Origin of the sequence: Ewingella americana ATCC 33852, assembly GCF_000735345.1 — a bacterium.
Taxonomy (GTDB): Bacteria; Pseudomonadota; Gammaproteobacteria; order Enterobacterales; family Enterobacteriaceae; genus Ewingella; species Ewingella americana.
The window spans coordinates 22,421-41,590 of the sequence record NZ_JMPJ01000023.1; the positions used below are offsets into that span (position 1 = coordinate 22,421).

The 19,170-nt window shown below is 55.6% G+C and carries 20 protein-coding genes; 11 read left to right on the forward strand and 9 right to left on the reverse strand.

Features of this window, described 5'->3' with window-relative positions; genetic code table 11:
* Positions 1-15: 15 nt before the first annotated feature.
* Genes GEAM_RS02870 through GEAM_RS02890 form a run of 5 tightly spaced genes read left to right on the forward strand, consistent with a single transcriptional unit; the run spans position 16 to position 5,927 of the window.
* Positions 16-1,035 carry a sugar ABC transporter substrate-binding protein gene (locus GEAM_RS02870; protein ID WP_051899383.1) on the forward strand — a complete coding sequence of 340 codons (1,020 nt, stop codon included), beginning with the start codon at positions 16-18 and terminating at the stop codon, positions 1,033-1,035.
* Positions 1,025-2,566: a sugar ABC transporter ATP-binding protein gene (locus GEAM_RS02875; RefSeq protein WP_034788006.1), complete on the forward strand. Its 1,542-nt coding sequence runs from the start codon at positions 1,025-1,027 to the stop codon at positions 2,564-2,566. The genes GEAM_RS02870 and GEAM_RS02875 overlap by 11 nt, the downstream gene beginning before the upstream one ends.
* On the forward strand, positions 2,563-3,591 hold the full coding sequence (locus tag GEAM_RS02880; protein WP_034788007.1) for an ABC transporter permease: 1,029 nt from the start codon (positions 2,563-2,565) through the stop codon (positions 3,589-3,591). Before GEAM_RS02875 ends, GEAM_RS02880 begins: the two co-directional genes overlap by 4 nt.
* A complete protein-coding gene (locus tag GEAM_RS02885; protein ID WP_150385419.1) occupies positions 3,584-4,576 on the forward strand; it encodes an ABC transporter permease in 993 nt (330 codons plus the stop codon). The genes GEAM_RS02880 and GEAM_RS02885 overlap by 8 nt, the downstream gene beginning before the upstream one ends.
* A gap of 10 nt (positions 4,577-4,586) precedes the next feature.
* Entirely contained in the window at positions 4,587-5,927 is a 1,341-nt protein-coding gene (locus tag GEAM_RS02890) for an LLM class flavin-dependent oxidoreductase (RefSeq protein WP_051899384.1), read from the forward strand.
* On the opposite strand, the gene GEAM_RS02895 is transcribed toward GEAM_RS02890, so the two are convergent.
* The gene (locus tag GEAM_RS02895) at positions 5,924-6,340 is read right to left on the reverse strand and encodes a hypothetical protein (protein ID WP_034788009.1); all 417 of its coding nucleotides are present in this window, start codon (positions 6,338-6,340) and stop codon (positions 5,924-5,926) included. The genes GEAM_RS02890 and GEAM_RS02895 overlap by 4 nt on opposite strands.
* Before the next feature lie 315 nt (positions 6,341-6,655).
* On the opposite strand from GEAM_RS02895, the gene GEAM_RS02900 reads away from it, so the two are divergent.
* Together GEAM_RS02900 and GEAM_RS02905 are read left to right on the forward strand one after the other, a co-directional pair.
* Positions 6,656-7,108 carry a CesT family type III secretion system chaperone gene (locus GEAM_RS02900; RefSeq protein ID WP_034788011.1) on the forward strand — a complete coding sequence of 151 codons (453 nt, stop codon included), beginning with the start codon at positions 6,656-6,658 and terminating at the stop codon, positions 7,106-7,108.
* Positions 7,109-7,144: 36 nt separating this feature from the next.
* Complete coding sequence (locus GEAM_RS02905; protein WP_034788012.1) at positions 7,145-8,128, forward strand: hypothetical protein; 984 nt, start codon at positions 7,145-7,147, stop codon at positions 8,126-8,128.
* Between the two features lie 57 nt (positions 8,129-8,185).
* Here GEAM_RS02905 and GEAM_RS02910 read toward each other — a convergent pair whose 3' ends face one another.
* Complete coding sequence (locus GEAM_RS02910; RefSeq protein WP_084674032.1) at positions 8,186-8,917, reverse strand: Type III secretion system effector HopBA1; 732 nt, start codon at positions 8,915-8,917, stop codon at positions 8,186-8,188.
* 163 nt (positions 8,918-9,080) lie between these two features.
* Complete coding sequence (locus GEAM_RS02915) at positions 9,081-9,527, reverse strand: cupin domain-containing protein (protein ID WP_229333761.1); 447 nt, start codon at positions 9,525-9,527, stop codon at positions 9,081-9,083.
* Positions 9,528-9,845: 318 nt separating this feature from the next.
* Here GEAM_RS02915 and trpC point away from each other — a divergent pair, with 318 nt between their 5' ends.
* Positions 9,846-10,631 (forward strand): indole-3-glycerol phosphate synthase TrpC, encoded by a 786-nt coding sequence (trpC, locus tag GEAM_RS02920; protein WP_034788039.1) that lies wholly within the window; start codon positions 9,846-9,848, stop codon positions 10,629-10,631.
* 104 nt (positions 10,632-10,735) lie between these two features.
* Here the strand turns inward: trpC and GEAM_RS02925 are convergent, their stop codons facing one another.
* Positions 10,736-11,377 (reverse strand): hypothetical protein, encoded by a 642-nt coding sequence (locus GEAM_RS02925; RefSeq protein ID WP_210435869.1) that lies wholly within the window; start codon positions 11,375-11,377, stop codon positions 10,736-10,738.
* Positions 11,378-11,521: 144 nt separating this feature from the next.
* Here GEAM_RS02925 and GEAM_RS02930 point away from each other — a divergent pair, with 144 nt between their 5' ends.
* Positions 11,522-11,749 carry a hexameric tyrosine-coordinated heme protein gene (locus GEAM_RS02930; protein WP_034788015.1) on the forward strand — a complete coding sequence of 76 codons (228 nt, stop codon included), beginning with the start codon at positions 11,522-11,524 and terminating at the stop codon, positions 11,747-11,749.
* Positions 11,750-11,851: 102 nt separating this feature from the next.
* Here the strand turns inward: GEAM_RS02930 and GEAM_RS02935 are convergent, their stop codons facing one another.
* The 3 genes from GEAM_RS02935 to GEAM_RS02945 form a co-directional block, all read right to left on the reverse strand.
* Positions 11,852-12,706: a helix-turn-helix transcriptional regulator gene (locus GEAM_RS02935; RefSeq protein ID WP_034788017.1), complete on the reverse strand. Its 855-nt coding sequence runs from the start codon at positions 12,704-12,706 to the stop codon at positions 11,852-11,854.
* A 20-nt stretch (positions 12,707-12,726) separates the two neighbouring features.
* A complete protein-coding gene (locus GEAM_RS02940; protein ID WP_034788020.1) occupies positions 12,727-13,353 on the reverse strand; it encodes a YbhB/YbcL family Raf kinase inhibitor-like protein in 627 nt (208 codons plus the stop codon).
* A 153-nt stretch (positions 13,354-13,506) separates the two neighbouring features.
* Positions 13,507-13,776 carry a hypothetical protein gene (locus tag GEAM_RS02945; protein ID WP_034788022.1) on the reverse strand — a complete coding sequence of 90 codons (270 nt, stop codon included), beginning with the start codon at positions 13,774-13,776 and terminating at the stop codon, positions 13,507-13,509.
* Between the two features lie 187 nt (positions 13,777-13,963).
* On the opposite strand from GEAM_RS02945, the gene GEAM_RS02950 reads away from it, so the two are divergent.
* Entirely contained in the window at positions 13,964-14,254 is a 291-nt protein-coding gene (locus GEAM_RS02950) for a hypothetical protein (RefSeq protein WP_051899385.1), read from the forward strand.
* Between the two features lie 17 nt (positions 14,255-14,271).
* On the opposite strand, the gene GEAM_RS02955 is transcribed toward GEAM_RS02950, so the two are convergent.
* On the reverse strand, positions 14,272-17,754 hold the full coding sequence (locus GEAM_RS02955) for a response regulator (protein ID WP_167333521.1): 3,483 nt from the start codon (positions 17,752-17,754) through the stop codon (positions 14,272-14,274).
* Between the two features lie 111 nt (positions 17,755-17,865).
* Complete coding sequence (locus tag GEAM_RS02960) at positions 17,866-18,492, reverse strand: response regulator transcription factor (RefSeq protein ID WP_034788026.1); 627 nt, start codon at positions 18,490-18,492, stop codon at positions 17,866-17,868.
* A gap of 78 nt (positions 18,493-18,570) precedes the next feature.
* On the opposite strand from GEAM_RS02960, the gene GEAM_RS23065 reads away from it, so the two are divergent.
* Positions 18,571-18,861, forward strand: a complete 291-nt coding sequence (locus tag GEAM_RS23065) for a hypothetical protein (protein ID WP_128124571.1) — start codon at positions 18,571-18,573, stop codon at positions 18,859-18,861.
* Positions 18,862-19,170 lie beyond the last annotated feature (309 nt).

Consider the following 19,170-nt stretch of genomic DNA (forward strand, 5'->3'; position numbering starts at 1 on the left):
TCAGGGTTAATCGAGATGATGGCAACACAAAAAACCAAGAAAAAATCGTGGCTGCAACACGGCTTAAAAACCTCTGCGGCGCTGGTCGCCAGCGCCTTGCTGCTGCTGACTTTACCTGCGCATGCCGATGACAAAGACGTTCCGTCGTTGAAGGGGAAGCGCATCGGCATCACCGTGGCGGGCACTGACCACTACTGGGATTTGAAGGCTTATCAGGGGCAAGTGGATGAAGTCAAACGCCTCGGCGGTATTCCGATTGCGCTCGACGGTGGTCGCAAAGAAGCCCAGCAAATCTCACAAATTCAGACGCTGATCGCCCAAAAGCCGGATGCCATTATTGAAACGCTGGGCACGGCTTCGGTGCTTGAGCCGTGGCTGAAGAAGATCCGCGCCGCCGGGATCCCACTGTTTACCGTGGACACCGCCAGCCCGTCCAGCATCAACGTCACTACCTCGGACAACTTCTACATCGGCGAGCAGCTGGCGCTGAAACTGGTGAATGACCTGCGCGGCGAAGGCAACATTCTGGTGTTCAACGGCTTCTACGGCGTGCCGGTGGTGGCAATGCGCTATGACCAGTTGAAGGCGGTGCTCAAGTGGTATCCGAAAATCAAAATCATCGAGCCTGAGCTGCGCGACGTGATCCCGAACACCGTGCAGGACGCCTACGCGCAAATCAGCCAACTGCTGAACAAATACCCGAAAGGCTCGGTGCAGGCAATTTGGGCCGCGTGGGACGTGCCGCAGATTGGCGCGACGCAGGCGGTAGACGCCGCAGGGCGCTCTGAAATCAAAACGTACGCCGTGGACGGCAGCCCGGACGTGGTTTCGCTGGTGAAAGATCCGAAATCCAGCGCCGCCGCCGTGGTTGCGCAGCAGCCTTACCTGATTGGTAAAACGGCGGTGCAGAACGCCGCGCGCTATCTGGCGGGTGACACCTCATTGCCGCCAGCCACCTATGTGCCTGCGCTGGTAGTGACCAAAGAAAACGCCGCCGAGGCGCAGAAAACCTTGGGCCAGACCGATGCAAAATGAGTCGCCACTGCTGGCGCTGACTAATATCAGCAAGGCGTTTGACGGCGTACCGGCACTGCGTGACGTCTCCCTCGAGCTTCGCTCGGGAGAGATCCACGGCCTGATTGGTCACAACGGTGCGGGCAAGTCGACGCTGATTAAGATCTTGGGTGGCCTGCATCGCGCTGATCAAGGGCAGATCTCACTCTCCGGGCAGGCGGTGGGGATAGATTCCCCCCGCGTGGCGCAGGCTCACGGCATTGAAATTGTTCATCAGGAGCGCCTACTGGCCCCAACCTTAACCGTCGCCGAAGCCCTGCTGTTGGGGGAAGAAACGGCGTTTCGCGGCCTGCCGCTGGTTAATCGTCGTCGCCTACGGCGCATCGCCCGCGACGCCATCGAGCAGCATTTCGGCCTGCACATTAACCCCGACAGCCTGATTAGCGACCTCAGTGTGGCGGAGCAGCAGGTGGTGCAGATCACCCGCGCGCTGCGCCACTCGCCGCGCATTCTGGTGTTTGACGAACCAACCGCCGCGCTGGCCCGCCATGAGGTGGCGTCGCTGTTTCGCGCCATTAAAACCCTGCGCCAGCGCGGGTTGGCCATTCTCTACGTCTCCCATTATCTCGATGAAATCAGCGAGCTGTGCCAGCGCGTAACCGTGCTGCGCGACGGGCAGGACGTGGCGCGTCACGATGTCAGCCAAGTGACCACCCAGCGGCTGATCACCGACATGTTAGGCGACGAGCAAAAATCGCTGGTCGAGCGGCAGGCGCATCGCCGCGATGAGGTGCTGCTCAAGGTGAGCAATCTGGCGGCGGCGGGGCGTTTTTCGGCGGTGAGCTTTGCGGCGCATCGCGGAGAAATTCTTGGCGTCACCGGCCTGCTAGGCTCCGGCGGCAAGGCGCTGGTGCGCTCGCTGTTTGGGTTGGAGAGCGGCATCAGCGGCAGGCTTGAGCTGGCGGGAGAGGCCTTTTTACCCCGTTCGCCGCGTGACGCAGTTAAACGCGGCATTGCCTTTGTGCCGGAGGACCGCCGCGCCAACGGCATCGCCCCGGAACTCAGCGTGCGGGAGAACATCGCCCTGACCAGCCTTGGCTCGCTGGTCAAAGGGCTATTTGTTGACCGCGCCCGCGAGCAAAAGCTGGTGGCGGCCAACATTGCCGATTTAGGCATTCGCACGCCGGGGCCAGAAGCGCCGCTGCGTTCGCTGTCGGGCGGCAATCAGCAAAAGGTGGTGCTGGCGAAGTGGCTGAATACCGACGCGCAGGTCTATTTGCTGGATGAGCCGACGGTCGGGGTGGATATCGGCGCAAAAGCGGAAATCTATCAGGCACTGCAACGGCTGGCGGCCAAAGGGGCGCTGGTGGTGATTTTCTCTACCGACCTGCTGGAGCTGCAATCGCTGTGCGACCGGGTGCTAGTGATGGCGCGCGGCAGGCTGGTGAAATCCTTGCAAGGAGCCGACACCGACCACCATGAAATCCTCGCTTGGGCCTCTGGCGCGGTGCGGGAAGACGCAGTTTTAGCCTCTGAAGGAGAGGTGACATGAGTGAATTAACGTCGCGCGAGACGCTGGCCGAAGCCGCGCCGCTCGCGCCGAAATCTGAGCGCAGCGCCCACTGGCTACAGGGCGGCGCGCTGCTGATTATCATCGCCGTGCTGGCGGTGTTTGTGTTTTTGTCGCCGATATTTCTCACGGCGGGCAATCTGGGCAACGTGCTGCAACAGACGGTGGTCACCGGCACGCTGGCCTTCGGGCTCACGTTGGTACTGAGCGGCGGTGGCAGTCACTCGCTGACCGGCGGCATTGACCTGTCGGTGGCGGCCAATATGGGGCTGAGCGGCGCGGTGTTCGCCACTCAACTGAGCCACGGCGCGCCCATTACTTCCGCCATCCTGCTGGCCCTGCTCAGCGGCGGCGCGTTGGGGCTACTTAACGCGCTGGCGGTGGTTTGGCTGCGCATCCTGCCGCTGCTGGCTACCTTGACCACCATGAACATCGCCATCGGGCTGGAAATGGTGCTGACCGAGAACTCCACCGTGCCGGTCAGCGGCCCGCTGTTTGACACCTTAATTGGCGCGGGTCCGCTGGCACTGCCGTGGCTGGCGTGGATTTTCGCCGGCGTGGCGCTGGTGTTCATCGTGCTGGCGCACTTCACCTCATTTGGCCTGCGGCTACAGGCGGTAGGCAGTCACCCGATTGCCGCGCGGGCGCAGGGGCTGTCGGTGTCGCGCTATGTGGCGGCGAGTTATGTGCTTTGCGGGTTGGCGGCGGGTATTGCTTCTCTGGCTTCCGTAACTTTACTCAGCGGCAGTTCGCCGGGGGCCAATGACAGCTTATTGATGGTGATCGCCTCGGCGCTGCTCGGCGTGGTGTTCTCACGGCGCTTGGTGCCGACCATCGGCGGGACGCTGGTGAGCGCGCTGTTTCTTAGCCTGATTGCCAACGGTTTTCAGTTAATCAACATTTCAAGCTACTGGATAAACGGGGTCGAAGGTTTGCTGATCCTGCTGGTAGTGTCGCTGACCGCCGTGCTGCGCCAGCGCCAGCAGAGGAGAAAAGTCCGTGTCTGAGCTATCTGCACCTGTCGCCAATTCCGCCACCGGCAAAGGGCGCGGCAACCTGCTGCGCACCTTATTGATTCTGACGTTTACCGCGCTGCTGGTGTTTTTCAGCCTGTTCGCGCCGGGCTTTTTCACTCTGAGCAATATCGAAAGCGTGCTGCTCAATAACGTCGCGCCGCTGGCGATTGCCGCGCTGGCGATGACGCTGGTCACCTCGATGGGCGCGGTGGATTTGTCGATTGGCACTTCCATCGACTTCGCCTGTTTGGTGCTGGTGACGCTGGTTCTGCATCAGGTGGCGCTGCCTGTCGCGCTGTTCGCGGCGCTGCTGGCGGCCCTCGGCGTCGGGCTGTTTAACGCCTTTTTGGTGGCGATTCTGGGCGTCGAGCCTTTCCTCGCCACCCTCGGCACGCTGTTTATCGGTCAGAGCGTGCAGCAGTTGTCTTCCAACGGCGGTCAGCCTATCTATCTGTTAAGTCAGGTGTTACCGGACGGCTTCTCGGCCATCAGCCACGGCGCGCTGCTCGGCGTTCCTCTGCCGCTGTGGTACGTGCTGGTGCTGGCGCTAGTGCTGCATTTATTGCTGCATCGCACCCGACATGGCCGGGCGTTGACCTTTATCGGCACGCAGGCCAGCGTTGCGCGCTACTCGGGGATTGGCGTCGGCCGGCTGACCGCCGTGGCCTTTGTGCTCGGCGCGGTGATTGCCGGAGTGGTCGGGCTGATGCTGGCTTCTAACGTTAAAGCTTGGGTGCCGCTGTCGGGGAATGCTTATCTGCTGAATGCCATCGGTGCGGCGTTTATCGGCACCACTTTCTCCAGCTCGCGCCGCGCCAACGTGCCGGGCACGCTGCTCGGGGTTATTCTGCTGAGCTTTGTCGCCAACGGACTGCTGCTTATCGGCTGGAACTTCTACTGGCAGCAGGTGGCCTCCGGCGTGCTGATTTTCGTGGTGCTGGCGGCGGGCGCGCTCAGTGCTCGCCAGAAACATTGAGGAGCATGCCATGAGCAATCAAAGCGGCCCGCGGCCCTTTATTTTGTTTGGTTTTATGATGAATGTGGTGGGGCATATTTCCGCTGGACTGTGGCGGCACCCTGAGGATCAGGCGCATCGTTATACCGACATTCATTACTGGGTTGAGGTGGCCAAACTGCTGGACGACGCGGGCTTCGACGCGCTGTTTATCGCCGACGCCCTCGGGCAGCTCGACGTTTACCAGCAGCAGCCGAACGCGGCTCTGCGCCACGCCGCGCAGATGCCAGTTAATGACCCGATGCTGCTGGTGTCAGCCATGGCTGCGGCTACTCGCCACTTGGGTTTCGGCATCACGGTCTCCACCACTTATGAGCAGCCTTACCTGCTGGCGCGCAAATTCACCACCCTCGACCATCTGACCAATGGCCGGGTGGCGTGGAATGTGGTGACGTCTATGCTGGATTCCGCCGCGCGCAATTTGGGGCTGACCCAGCAACTTCCTCATGATGAAAGATATGACCGCGCGAAGGAGTTTCTCGACGTGGCGCGCAAGCTGTGGGAGTCGTCGTGGGAAGATGGCGCGGTGCGGCGCGATAAAGCCGCCGGAGTCTATACCGACCCCACCAAGGTGCATCCGATTCACCATCACGGGCGCTATTATCAGGTGCCGGACGCCCATCTGAGTGAGCCCAGCCCGCAGCGCACACCGGTGCTGTTTCAGGCTGGAACCTCTTCGCGCGGCAGCCAATTTGCCGCCGCCAATGCCGAAGTGGTGTTTATGGCAGGGCTAACGCCCGAGGCGATTCGCAAGGATATAGCCACCATTCGCACGCTGGCGGCAGAGATTGGCCGCGACCCCAACTCGCTGCGGTTTATCGCCGCCGTGACCGTGGTGACGGGCGCGACGGATGAGCGGGCCGAGGCGCGGTATGAGGATTTTCAGCAGTACATCAGTGAAGAAGCGGCGCTGGCGCTATTTTCCGCATGGACCGGTATTGACTGGTCGCAGTACGACCTCGATCGCCCGCTGGAATATATTGAAACCGACGCCTGCCGCTCCGCGCTCGCTAGCTTGACGCGCATTGACGCCGGTCGCCAATGGACCCTACGACAAGCCGCGCGCTACATCGGCATTGGCGGATTGCACCCCACTTTGGTCGGCGGCCCAAGCTCCATTGCCGACCAGCTAGAGAGCTTCGCCAGCCAGTCCGGCGTCGATGGTTTCAACCTTGGTTACGCCATCACCCCCGGCAGTTTCGTGGATTTCGTACAGTTCGTCATGCCAGAATTAACCGCCCGAGGCCGGGTGAAACCCCGCCCCGCAACGGCGGAGACATTGCGGGGGAGGTTGTTTGGGGGATTGGTTTAATCATTCCGCGTATCCTGCCCGCCAAAAATGTTCTCTTGGCTGATTGAGGAGTGGCCGTCGCTGTAGCGGATGTCTTGGCCGCCGAAGATATTGGCTTGGCTGGTGGAGCTGCTGCCGTCGCTGTTTTGGGTGTCTTGCCCGCCAAAAATATTCGACTGGCTGCTGGAGGTGGTGCCATCGCTGAAGCGGGTGTCTTGGCCGCCGAAGATGTTGGCTTGGCTGCTGGAGCTGCGCCCGTCGCTGTAACGAGTGTCTAATCCGCCAAAGATGTTTTTCTGGCTGGTGGAGGTGGTGCCGTTGTCATAGGTGCAGTCGTAGCCGTCGAAAATGTTCTTCTGGCAGCTGTCGGCGAAGGCGGCATTGGCCACGCCCATCGTGAATATGGTGGTTAGAAATATTGATTTGAAACGCATAGCTTCCCTCTGCTCAATGAACCTCAACACACTGCTTCAGATGCTATCTCTTTATGTAAAATCTACGATGTAATGGAATCATCAAAGTATGTAAATCTCGGTATTGAAACACCAAGTTGTTCAGAACTATGGAATTTCCGTCGAAAATAATCTGAGAGATTCGTCTTATTCCGAGTGCGCGCCGCAGGCTTCGCCTTCCAACATATTTGCTTACCGCATTGCCGCCCTTTGACCGGGAAATCGCGGAACCAACTCCCCACGCATTGCTACTCACACAGCGATAAGGCTTTTTACCCTGTGAAGAGGAGATGGGTGATGCAACCGACCTTTAGTGATGTGTTAACTCCGCTGTTTAAGTATTTGGGAAGTCAGCCCTCGGTGACCGGCCATGAAGAGGCTTTTGAGCTGATGATGCGCTCCGGGCTGACCATTGCGCTGCAAGATTATCCCGCCGGAAATTTGACCATGAGCTGTAATCTGCCCTTTGCCGTTGAGGAAGAGCGCGCTCAGGCCATGCTGCTGGAGCTGTTGCAGGTCAATATCATGAACTTGCTTTCGCCACCTATCATCATTGCCGCCACCGGCGCGGGTGATGAGATTGTGCTGTGGGCGCGCCTGCCGTGGGAAGGGATGACGGCGGACCAGTTGATCAACCTGTATGAGCGTTTTGCCCACTATGCCGAGACGGTAAACAAGCGCCTGACCACCCCTGCGCAAATTCCTGAGCCGCAGACGGATGCGTCACGCCAGACCGCCGACGCCCAGTAACCCCTTCTTTTATTCAATTTCTAAGGCTCTAACATTATGAATCCCGGCAATATTCCTTCTTATGGCGGAAGTTATTCCCATTATGGTAACTATGGAAATCAGAGTGCCTCGTCCAGCGCACCTGTCGCGCCCCAGCCTTCTACCGTGCATGGCTCCATGCCGGAAACGTCGCTGAGGCTGCGCGGCCAGTACAGCAACGCGGTGACGCAGGTCAAACCGCAAACCTTGCAGAACCTGCAACTGGCGGATCAGATCCAGAAAGAGACTCAGCGCTATCTGCCACACGGCGCGGGCAACCAATGGCTGTCGGTAGTTCATTCGCAGGGGGAGAGTTATGCCCGTGGGCACTTGGCCCGTGAGTATAAAAAGGAGTTTCGCAAACAGGCACCGCAGTTGGACAGAACCTACAACAGCGCGCGCACGGCAGCGACTCTGCAAGGGGGGAACTGTCAGGAGTTTGCCGACGTGGCTTATACCCTGTTGGCGGCGCGCGGGGCCAAGTCTCCGGTGTCCAACGTCTCTTATAAGAATGACCATATTTTGGTGATGCTGGGTGACCCGCGCGAAAGCAGCAGAGATATCGCGCTGGTTGATGCCTGGCCGCACGTTCCGGTCGCCACCACGCTGCGCAACTCGCACATCAACCCTAACGATCTGGTGGTCAAAAAGCAGTTCAACAGTCAGCTTGGTGACCCGAACGCACAGTGGGCGCTGAGTGGTATACAGCCGATGTCTAACACTGAGGTCAACCAACGCATGATGGCGCAGGGCTTCCCGGCGATTGGTCCCGCGCTGGTGAAGGATCTGGCGGAAGGTTTGCAAGAGCAAGGCTTACAACTGTATGACGTGCGCAGTCTCTCCGCTGACCCGAGCCTGAAATATACCGATGGTTATCATCAGCCGACCTCTTTCGACGCCATGAGCAGCAGCCAACTGGCGGGGAAAATGTCGGTAGTGCGCGAGTACAACCAAAAAGTCAGCAGCAATCCGGGGCTGTATGGCCGTTTTAAAGATGTCTAAACGCCGTTAATCGCAGCAAATGTGCCGCCACGCCCGTGGCGGCATTGTGCACACTGGCTAGGTGCGGTGCTGACGCCGATAGTGGATCAGTACGTGGCTGTTGTCATCTTTGTCATTGAGCGAGCACCCTGTGCCTACTTGCGTGTTGGCAAAGGCCACCACAGGACCGGGGCGCATGTCTTTAGGGCCGTTTTCGAAGCTATTGACGAAGTGCCCGGTGCCTGCCCACACCAAGGTTTTCGACGCACCAATCGCACGCTCCTCCCTCTCCGCCGCGGCGTTCCACGCAATATTCAAGGCTAAGCGCCTGTTCATGTAATTGATGGCTTCCAGTGGGTTTTTCGGCGCGCCGCCCGCCATATGGCGGTCAATCCCCGCCACGGCAATCCCAGCGTTATGCACTTCAGCGAGTGCGCTGGCAATGCTCTCAACCCAAGCCTCGCCGTGTGTCGGTGCCCAAGCATTGTGGATGAAGTCTTTGATGGCGTTTTTGCCGCCCGCCAGTGCTTCGCGGAACGCCGCGTTGTCGCTGAATTTAACGAATTCTATGGCCAGTAAATCGACCCCAGCCTGTTTCAGCTCTTTGGCGGATCTACCCACTAACTCAGGAATAAAACACTGGCCGTGGACATCGCCCAAGTAGGTAACTTTATTGTCTTTACACAGCGTCGCCAGCATTTTAACTGGGTCATTCACCGGCGGCCTGATTTTGATAAAGGGGTGAATGCCGCCGCGAACGATCTGCGGAGTGTACTGAATTCGGTTCGATTGACCGATGGAGGAAAACATAGTTCTTGCACCTGTAGGGGAGTGTCTTTGTTAGTGGCGGGGGAGGAATTTAGTTCCTTTTTTTGGCGGGTCGAATGTGTAACTTGGATCGAGGTTTTGTGATGTCTGATGAATAGAGAGTGCCGCCACGTCATGCGTGGTGGCACTCTCTGGCGTGAAAGGATTAGAACGGTGTTGGGCCAAGTACGGTGACGGCGAGGCTTTCGCCTATCGCGCCAAGACGCTCGAAATCCTGCGCGGCGATCAGGCGCAGGGCAATTTCGACGCCGCCCGGCGTGCAGGTCATCAACAAGCGCATCGGCTGGTCAGTCCGGTTAGCCCATGCGTGCGGAATGCCTCGTTTTAGCAGCAGGCTGTCGCCGGTTTTGGCATCAATCACCTCATCGCCATAGGCAATGCGCGCGGTGCCTTCCAGCACCAGCGCGTATTCATCTTCATTGGCATGCACGTGCAGCGGGGTGCCGTCGCCGGGCTGCGAAATAATTTCGACTACTGAGTAAAGCCCGCCGGTTTCTTCAGCAGAAACGCGGATCAAACAAGATTCGCCGGGACGGGTTTGCAGCCATTCCGGCTGAGCTTCGAGGGAGGCAGAGTGTGAGGATGTGTTCAAAGTCGTGGCCCTATATGAATAAGTAGAGTGGGTCGTGAAATTGTGTATAAAACAAACCACTCTACGCTGTTCCGGACTCACGGCTTATGGCGGCAGTGTAATTATCTGCAACAAAGGGTGTGGGAGTTTTTGGGCAGAATATTCAAATAATAATGTTTTATCAGCAGCTTAGTTTGAACACTTTTGTCACAAATCGGCAGTAAGCTGGGGAGTGGCGCTCAAGCAGTCGATTGATATACTGCGGCGCAGGCATTCGTGATGCCGACCCTACGCATAATCAGAATTTCTAAGACCTATAACCTGAATCTGGAGAGTACCGTGTCAGACATCCTTGCCAAAATCATCGCCGTGAAGCGTGAAGAAGTCGCCGCTGCCAAAAAAGCGGTTTCCGTGGCGCAGCTTACCGAGCAGGCTGCCCAGCAAAATCACCGTGACTTTGTGGCGGCTCTGCGTAATAAGCGCGATGAAGGCGTGGCAGGGGTGATTGCCGAAGTTAAAAAGGCCAGCCCTTCGAAAGGTTTGATTCGCCCGAACTTCATTCCAAAAGAGATCGCGGCTTCTTACGAGAAGGGTGGCGCAGCCTGCCTGTCCGTGCTGACCGATGAGCAGTTCTTCCAAGGCAGCGCGGCTTATCTGGCCGAAGCCCGTGCCGCCTGTGGCCTGCCGGTGCTGCGCAAGGACTTTATGGTTGACCCTTATCAGGTGCTGGAAGCCCGTGCGATGGGCGCTGACTGTATCCTGCTGATTGTCTCCGCGCTGGAAGATGCTCAGATGCAGGAGCTGGAAGCGCAGGCTCACGAGCTGGGGATGTCCGTGCTGGTGGAAGTACACGACGCCGAAGAGCTGGAGCGTTCGTTGAAGCTGACCACGCCGCTGATTGGCGTGAATAACCGCAATTTGCGCACTTTCGAAACCACCATTGAAACGACCATTAACCTGCTGACTCAGCTGCCGTCAGACCGCATGGTGGTCACCGAGTCGGGCATCGCGACTCGCGAACACGTGATCCGCTTGCGCGAAGCCAAGGTTAACAGCTTCTTAGTGGGCGAAGCCTTTATGCGTGCCGAAGATCCGGGCGCAGAACTGGCGAGATTGTTCTTCTGATGTAAAAAATAGCTCGCCTTCAGCGACAAAAAAACCAGCCAATCGGCTGGTTTTTTGCTTTATGGAGTCGGTGGCGAAAACGGGATTGACGCCAAAACGGACTCTTATGATTTTACTTTTTCAATCTTGCCGCAGGCGATTGGCAGGGTGGTGCTGGTGGTGTAATGACCCACTTCACCCGCCACGGTAGCTGGCAATTTCAGGCTGTCTGGTACGCCGTGAACGTACAGCACGCGTTTATCCAAATCGATTTTGCCGCCTTTAAAGGTCTCGCCGAATTTCTTCTCCAATGCGGCCAGTGGGACGACTTTGGTGTACTCGTAGCTGCCGTCTTTGTCAGCGTGCGGGTAGTTATCGGTTGGGATATTCATCTTATGCGGCGCATCATCGAACGGCACCATAGTGGTACCTGAAACGGCTTCAGTCTCAGCTAAGTCAATGAAACCATCTCCGTTTTTGTCCTGTGCGGCAGTCACGCAACTGGCGTTTTGGCCGTTAGGGTAGCCGTGGAAATGCTCCCAGTGCATGATGCTCGGCGGGGTGTTTTTCATCTTAATATGGACAACCAGCTTGTCGCCTTCAACTTTGAAGGTGGCGTCGCCAACCGGCGATGTACCGATTTTATCCGCGTTTACTGCGGTCAGATGTGCCTTGTATTCTTCCTGTTTCGCCGCCTGCGCGCTCATCGCGCAACCCGCCAACACTGCTAAGAGTAAAGTTTTCTTAACCATTTTATCCATCATCATTAGGTTCTCTATTGTCTCATTATTGTTAATACATGCATTAGAAATGCATGTATTTCTATCTTAGAATAAAAATGTTAATTGCCAAGAAATTAAACATGCATCTAAAATGCAACTTGTAACATAACAATAAAATAAAGAGGCAATATGAGCGATAAATGGTTAACAACGTTGATAACGACAGGTCCACAAGAAGGGTATGAGTTGGCGGTAATGTTGAGCCGTCGGGGCGTGAAAACGACCCAGCCAGACCCAGAAATCCTGAAGAAATTGCGTCCGGTGTATGCCAATGATGCCGATGCATTGATTGCATCTTCGCAGGTCATTGCCATTCACTACCAGACAGTGGCGGCAGCCAATAATTATTGGAAATAGAAACAATAATTAACAATTATGCAAACAGGGCTATGGCTCCGCACTGCGCGGAGTCATTTTTTTATGCGTTTTTCAGGCCGCAGGAAATAGTTGGTTTGGGTCTTAGCGAATGTCGGCCGGTGAACAGCCAAAACGCTGTTTAAAGCGCAGGGAAAAGCGTGAACTGGCGCGATAGCCGCAGGCATCGGCGATCTGCGACAGGCTCCAGCGGGTGGTTTGCAGCAGGGTCATGGCGTGGTGCATGCGGATATCCTGCAACAGGGTGCGGAAGCTGGTTTGCTCCTCCACCAAGCGCCGACGCAGCGTGGCTTCGCTCATCGCCAACTGCTGGCTGGCACTGGCCGCCGTCCAGGCAAATTCGGGGGCGGCGGACATCAGCGCGGTCAGCTTGCTGCTCAAGGGTTCTGAAGATCGTGGCATAAACAGCACGCCGCGTTCGGCCAGCGCAATCAAGATGCCGGTCAGGCGATGCTGCTGCACGGCGGGGCTGGGCAGAGGCTGTTCGCCATGGCCGATGCCGCGCAGGCAGTGCTCTAAGGTGTCGCGCAGTTCGTCATCCAGCGGCACGGTTTTGAAGCCAGTCAGTGGCGCGAGGCTTGCGACCAGCGCCGAGTGATCGCGGTAAAATGCGGCGATCACGGCGGGAGAAAATCCCAGATAGAGGGAGGAGAAAAAGCCTTTTTCGCCATCGGGGCGCTTGCTGACGTTGGTTAGCGTGTGCTGGGCAACCACCACCAAGTGCTCGGCGTTATCGAGCTGGAGAAAAGCGTTGTGCTGATGGCGCAGGGTCAATTGCCCTGAACGTACCAGCAGGATCGACGGTTCAAAAAAGCGAAAATCGGCGATTTGGTGCGGGTGCTGCAAGTAGGGCTGAGCCATGGAAAATAGCCGACTGTGGTCAGCCGGCCACTGAACGGGCAGGGGAGCGCTGCTATTTACTTGATTTGAAGACTGCATTCTCTCTCCTGCCTAGGGGCTTAGCGCACGTTCGGGTTCAGACTATAAGTGCCGGTCAGGCTGGCGGAGGCCAGAACGTGGCCTTCCAGCGCGGCCAGTGCGTCCGGGCCGTAGAACTTGGTTGGCAGTTCCAGATGAGCAACATCCAGCGCGTAAAGAGTGAAAACGTAGTCGTGAACGATTTCATCATTCCACGGTGGGCAAGGGCCGTCGTAGCCGTGATAGTCGCCACCCATGTTTTCGTCATCACCAAACCACGCGGTGTAGCCATTGATGCCGTGACGCATTTTCGACTCAGCAGGCAGGGCCGGTTTACCTTTTGGCGTAACGGCGTCGCTGTGGCTGCCTGCGGCAATTTCACGTACGTCGACAGGAATATTGACTAACACCCAGTGGAACAGGTCGGCGCGTGGCAGGGACGCTGGTACTACTTTGCCTTCCTGATTCACATTGTCGAGGCTGGTTGGCACGTGCGGGTCAATGCACACCAGCGCGAATGACTGGGTGTTGGCCGGTACGTCGCTCCAGAGAAGGTGCGGGTTCTTATTGCTGGAGAGTGTCAGATGAGTGGCGGCATCCTGCACGGCAAAAGCAAATTCGCCGGGAATAGTGGCACCGTTGGCAAAACTTTGGCTGGTCAATTTCATGGATAAATCCTTCATAAGCCGGGGCGTGATTTTCCCGACAAAGCGTGACTGTGAGCCATGAGTATAAAGAGAATGCCGCCGACGCGAGTCACTTAACCCGTCAGATTACTCACCGTTTCACTCAATATGACGGGAAAGGTGATTTTACTCGGTTTATTCCAGCGATCTACGCCAAAGATAGAACGCCAGCGCCGCCGGAGGCAGGAAGATCAGCAGCATAATGGGCAGTTCTTCGCCCACGCCGTAGCCCGCCTGCAACACACCGCCCAGCATGTTTGCCAGCGCAACGCCCAGCCACACCACAATAAAGGTCCATAGCCCCCAGCTATTCAGGGCGGGAGTGCGGCGCGAAAATAATTTAACCACCAGATAAAACAGCGCCAGCAGCAGGTAGCCACTCAGCAAAAACAGCAAGGTGCGCATCGATAGTTGGACTCATTGTTAATTTGAATAATCCCGTTTGTAACTATATTGCCACTGAATGAAAAAGACGGGAATGGGGCGCAACATCTTTCTTCGCTATCAGAGTGATAGAAGAGGCGAATTCAAGTTAATCTGATTGCTGCCGTTATCTACTCTTTAGAGAGTGCTCACTTTATTTGGAATGATTATGAAATCTCACAGCCTTTTGGTGATTGCCGCCTGCCTGCTAGCGGGCTGTTCCAGCATTGATAAGCCAGTGGGCGCGTCGGTTTACCGGCCCCTGAACGCCAGCGGCATTACCGGCGAAGCCAGCTACACCACGTCAATCCTGCCGCCGCTCGAGCGTAGCCGCCGACAGGACACCTTTGTGAAAATCCACGACTTCTGCGGCGGTAAGTACGACATCACCGGCGAAAGCAATGACGGCCACGACGTGCATCTGGCGTTCTTGTGTACCAACAAGGTTGGTTATCAGTAAGCGTTGGCAGCAAACCGCTAGCTAAAATGCTGGCGCACGGCCTGATGGAACGCGTCCAGATAGTCATGCAGCTCCCTGAATGGAGTTTGCAGATCTTGGGCTATCGGGCTGTCCAGACACTGGCTTTCAAGCGTTCTGCACAGTGAATCTGCGTGGGTCAAACCAACCACTTGAGAAGAGCCCGCCAGCCGGTGGAGCGTCTTCGCCGCCATGCGCCAGTTTTGCTCGACGACATACTCCTTTAACAGCACTTGGTCTTTGCGATTCTCCTCGCAAGTCCGGGTGAGAAGAGCCTCAATCAGCAATTGATTATTCGAGGTCAGCTGGACCAGTCCCTGCATATTGATAAAGCTCGCCAGTGCGTCGTCGGGCACTTCGGGTTGCTTAAGGATCTGCACTTCGGCGAGGATTTTCTCCAACTGATGCAGTCGCAGCGGCTTAAACAGGCAGTCATTCATGCCGACCTGCAAACAGCGTTCGCGCTCTTCCGGCTGGGCGTTAGCGGTCAGGCCATAGATCAGCAGTTGCCTGTCTTCTTCGCGGATCAGCCGCGTCAGCTCCAGCCCGTCGATACCCGGCATGTTGCAGTCGGTGATCATCAAGTCATAACTGTTTTTTTCCCAAAGTTCTAGCGCCTGCTCGCCGTCTTCGGCTTCGTCGACATAGTGCGACAGCCGCGCCAACTGGCTTTTCAGCAGCATGCGGTTGGTCGGCTGGTCGTCGACAATCAGAATATTCAGTGGCGCATGGTGAGTAATGATCGGCGTGCTGCTGATCGGGCTTTCCTCCCGAATCAGCGGCTTGGCGGGCAGCATCAGGCTGATACTTACCGTGGTGCCTTTGCCCGGCTCGCTGGTGAGATCCACCAAGCCTTCCATTTTTTGAATCAGTTCGGCAGCAATGAACAGCCCCAGCCCGCTGCCGGTCTGTTGTTTACCCGCGCTTAACTGGGAGTAGGGCAGGAACAGTTTCTGCTGGTCGCGCTTGTCGATGCCGCTGCCGGTATCGGTGATGGTGACGTCAAACTGCAGGTTTTCGTCATCCAGAATCTCCGCGCTAATGGCGACGGTCACACCACCTTGCTCAGTAAACTTCAGCGCATTGCTGATGAAGTTGTACAGAATCTGTTTGAAGCGCAGTGGGTCGATCAGCACTTTATAGTCGGTTTCGCCACTGCTGGTGACTTCCAACGTCAGATTCTTCAGTCGAGCCAAACCGTTGAAAATCGGCACGGTTGGAGAAACCAGCTGCTGGAGGTCTACCCATTCAGGTTCCAGTTGCAGCTGGCCGGACTCAATCTTCGCCATATCCAAAATGTCGCCAATCAGCCCCAGCAGCGAGTGGGCTGACTCCCACGCCAGCATCAGTGGGTCATTTTTCTCGCGCTGTTTGCCGTCGGTCACCGACAGTTCGAGCAGGCCGATAATGGCGCTGATTGGCGTGCGGATCTCGTGGCTCATGGTAGCTAAAAACGAGCCTTTGGCCTTACTGGCTTTCTCGGCGTTATCTTTGGCGTCAGACAGTTCATGCAGCAGTTTTTCCGTATCGGTCACATCCTGCCAGCCGCAAATCAGCCCGGCAGTCTGGCCATTGGCGTCGTTATAGGCGGTGGCCCAGTGGTCGATAACTCTGTCCCGCTGGCCGTCATTTAGGATGCTGCGATGGGTGAAGTTCTTCTGCGGCGCCTGTACCTGCTCTTTCATCAACGGCAAGATATGCGGAGCCAGCACCGCCAGCGGGTGGCGCTGGTCATAGAGCGACAGCGTAGTAAGCGCTAACTGGGGTTTGGTGAAAAACGCCGCGAAGGCGCTGTTGTGATTCAGCGTCTGGCCGTCAGCGTTGACCACGTAAACCGGTGAAGGAGAACCGTTGAGCAAGGTTTCGCGGAAAGCCAGCTCTTCCAGTAACTTAGATTGTGATTTGCGGCGCTGCGATACTTCGCGGCGCATGGTGTAAATCCACAGCAGGGCCAGCGCAATCAGGAAGCAGGAGAGCGCCACCACCCCGTAGAACGGCCGATTGTAAAGCGTCCAAGTGTTGAGCGTGACGTTGCTGCCTTGCTGCCATTTATTGACGATTTGTGACATGGTGCGCGGTGGGATGCTGGCCAGCGCTTTGTTCAGAATGCTTTGCAGCTCAGGTTCATCGCGGCGAACGGCGAAAGTGACGTGCGCCGGTTTTTCGCTCAGACGCTCGCCAATTTTTAATTTCCCCGCGAAGAAGTGACCAATCATATAGTTGCCGCTGATCAGGTTATTCACCGCAGCATCGGCCTTGCCATCAATCACCATCTGCATCGCCAAACTGGCATTACCAGCGGGCACGATAGTGATGCTCGGATAGCGAGTGCGGATCAGGGTTTCCATCTCACTGCCTAACGCCATCGCGACGCGCATGCCCGGTTGCAGCGTGACTTCGGCGTCAGGGCTGTCTTTGACCACCAGAACCCAAGCCGTTTGCAGGTAAGGGCGGGTGAACAGCATGGTGGATTCACGCTGATCGCTTGGGCTGAGTGAGGCAATCATGTCGCCATCATCCGGCTCGTCTTTTTCGGTGAAATCAGGGATTTCATCATCGTATATAGGCGTGAAATTCAGTCCGGTGCGCAGGTGTATTTGGCGCAGCACGTCGGCGCTAATGCCGTAGAGCTTTTGTTGGCTGTCATTGAAGGTGAAAGGGGCATAGAACGGATTCACCAGCACCTTGAGTTGCGGGTGTTTTTCAATCCAACGCTTCTCCTGTTCGGTAAGATCCAGAGGCGAGCTGAAAGAAAAATAGTTAGTACCCGCTATCCACTGATTGGTGATGGTGCGGTGCTGCGTCTGAGTCGTCACCTTGAGCACGGCATCAATGGCGTACTGCAATTGGTTGCTGTTCTTCGCCAGCAGCAGGCGGTTCCCTTGTTCCTCTTTCGGCAGAATATCGACAATCACCAGCGTATTATTGTAGTTACGCTCAATCAGGAAATTCGCGGTGGTCAGGTTGCCTAAATAGAGTTGCTGTTGGCCGGTAAGCACGGAGGAAAGGGCACTTTGGTCCGACGTGAAACGAGTAATGGTCGCCGCCGGGAATTGTTGCTTTATCCAGTCGTCTGACATGTAATTTTCAGCAACGGCCAATTGTTTAACTTGGTTATGGGGTGTGTTACTGAAGTTGTGCGCGCCGGTGGCGACTAGTGTCGGAAAATTGGGACTGAAATTATCTGACTCAATAAAGTCGGTATCGCTAGGGTTGGCAAAGCCCGCAGAGTACTGCACGGCGTCAACCTTGCCTTGGCGCAAGGCCTTGAGCGCCTCTTGGCGGGAGTCATAGCGCAGAATTTCAGTGCGCATGCTCAGGTTGTTGGCCAGCATATGGAGGTAATCTGCATCAATGCCTTCGAAAATGCCGTTCTCTGGGAAGGTGACAAAAGGAGGCTGTTCGGGAGACCACACCGCCACGCGTAACACCCGCTGGTTGCCCAACCAGCGCCATTCTTGGTCGCTAAGAGAGGCTGACACTGGCACCAATTCCGTTTTAGTCTGCAAATGCACTCGTTGCGCAGCGCAAGCTGCCGTGAGGTGGCCGAAAAGCATCAGCAGAAGCAGCAACATTCCATATTTGCGCATTGATTAGTCCAGATTATGGCGGCGGGCGAAGTTAGCCAGTTCAACCTGGTTGGTCATACGCAGCTTTTTCAGCAGGCGAGTTTTGTAGGTGCTGATGGTTTTATCGCTTAATTTCATGATTTCTGAAATATCGATATTTTTCATGCCGCTGGCCAAATATTTTAAGATTTGCAACTCGCGCGCTGAAAGCAGGGAAACCACATCGGCTTCGGAATCTGGAATGGAAGAGGTCTGTTTATTATTGAGATTCGGCATCGGGAAATAGCTGAACCCAGACTGAATGGCCCGCAGCGCGTCATTTAATTCAGAGAGATTGTTCTCTTTACTAATATAGCCGTTAGCACCGGCTTTGATGCTCAGATTGATAAAGTGACCGTCTTTTTTGCCGGTTAATACTAATAAATGCCCGTTAAAATTAATGCGGCGCAGGCGGCTAATCACCTCAATACCGTTGATCGAAGGAATGTCTATATCAACAATGATCAAATCGGGGGCTAAGGTCTTAGCCAACGTGATGCCTTCATGGCCGTCGCTGGTTTCGCCTACGATTTCGTGCTCGTCTTTCTCAAGCAGTATGCGAATTGCAAGGCGGGTTACGGGGTGATCGTCAATAATAAGTACTCTGGCCATAGGATCCTACTTGGAGTTATCCGTTATCGTCAGTGAAATAACTATGCCACGAAGCCTTGCTTTGCGAAAGGCAAGCAATTGCGTACTAGGATAATTAGTAACGCTGATCAAGATTTTGATAAATATCCCTCTTTTATGAAGTTTTATTACTTTCAAAAATCAGTAATAACCCTGCTTGTAGAGGGGGATTTCGGTGCAAAAGCGGTTAATGAAGCGCAGCTTGCGGTTGGCGTCCCTGTTTTTACATCTTCCATTGTGACTGCGCCTCATCCTGTTGGGCCCAACGCGCTTTGGCGTCTTTTACTGACTGGCTCAAATGGAGAATTAAAGGCAAAGCCTAGAGAGGCGCTTAGTCAATATTTTTGCTGACGACACTATAGGTAATTAAAGGTCACTGTTGAATAGTGAAACTTCTCGAAAAAAATAAAGGAAATAGAATTTATTTTGTAGGGGGATTGAATATTATTTGTAGGAAAACTCTGACGATTAATTTTTTTTAAAAATAATGAGAAATACTCATTGATTTACGTCATTAAAATCGCCCTTCGGAATTCCCCTACAAATCTATCAGGGTTCCCGCAGTTGTCGTGCCTCGTTAAATAAACTTTAATAGTTGCACATCGACACGGATTGAAATTAATTATCAGCGGTTGATGAGCCATCTATATTAAATAGTTT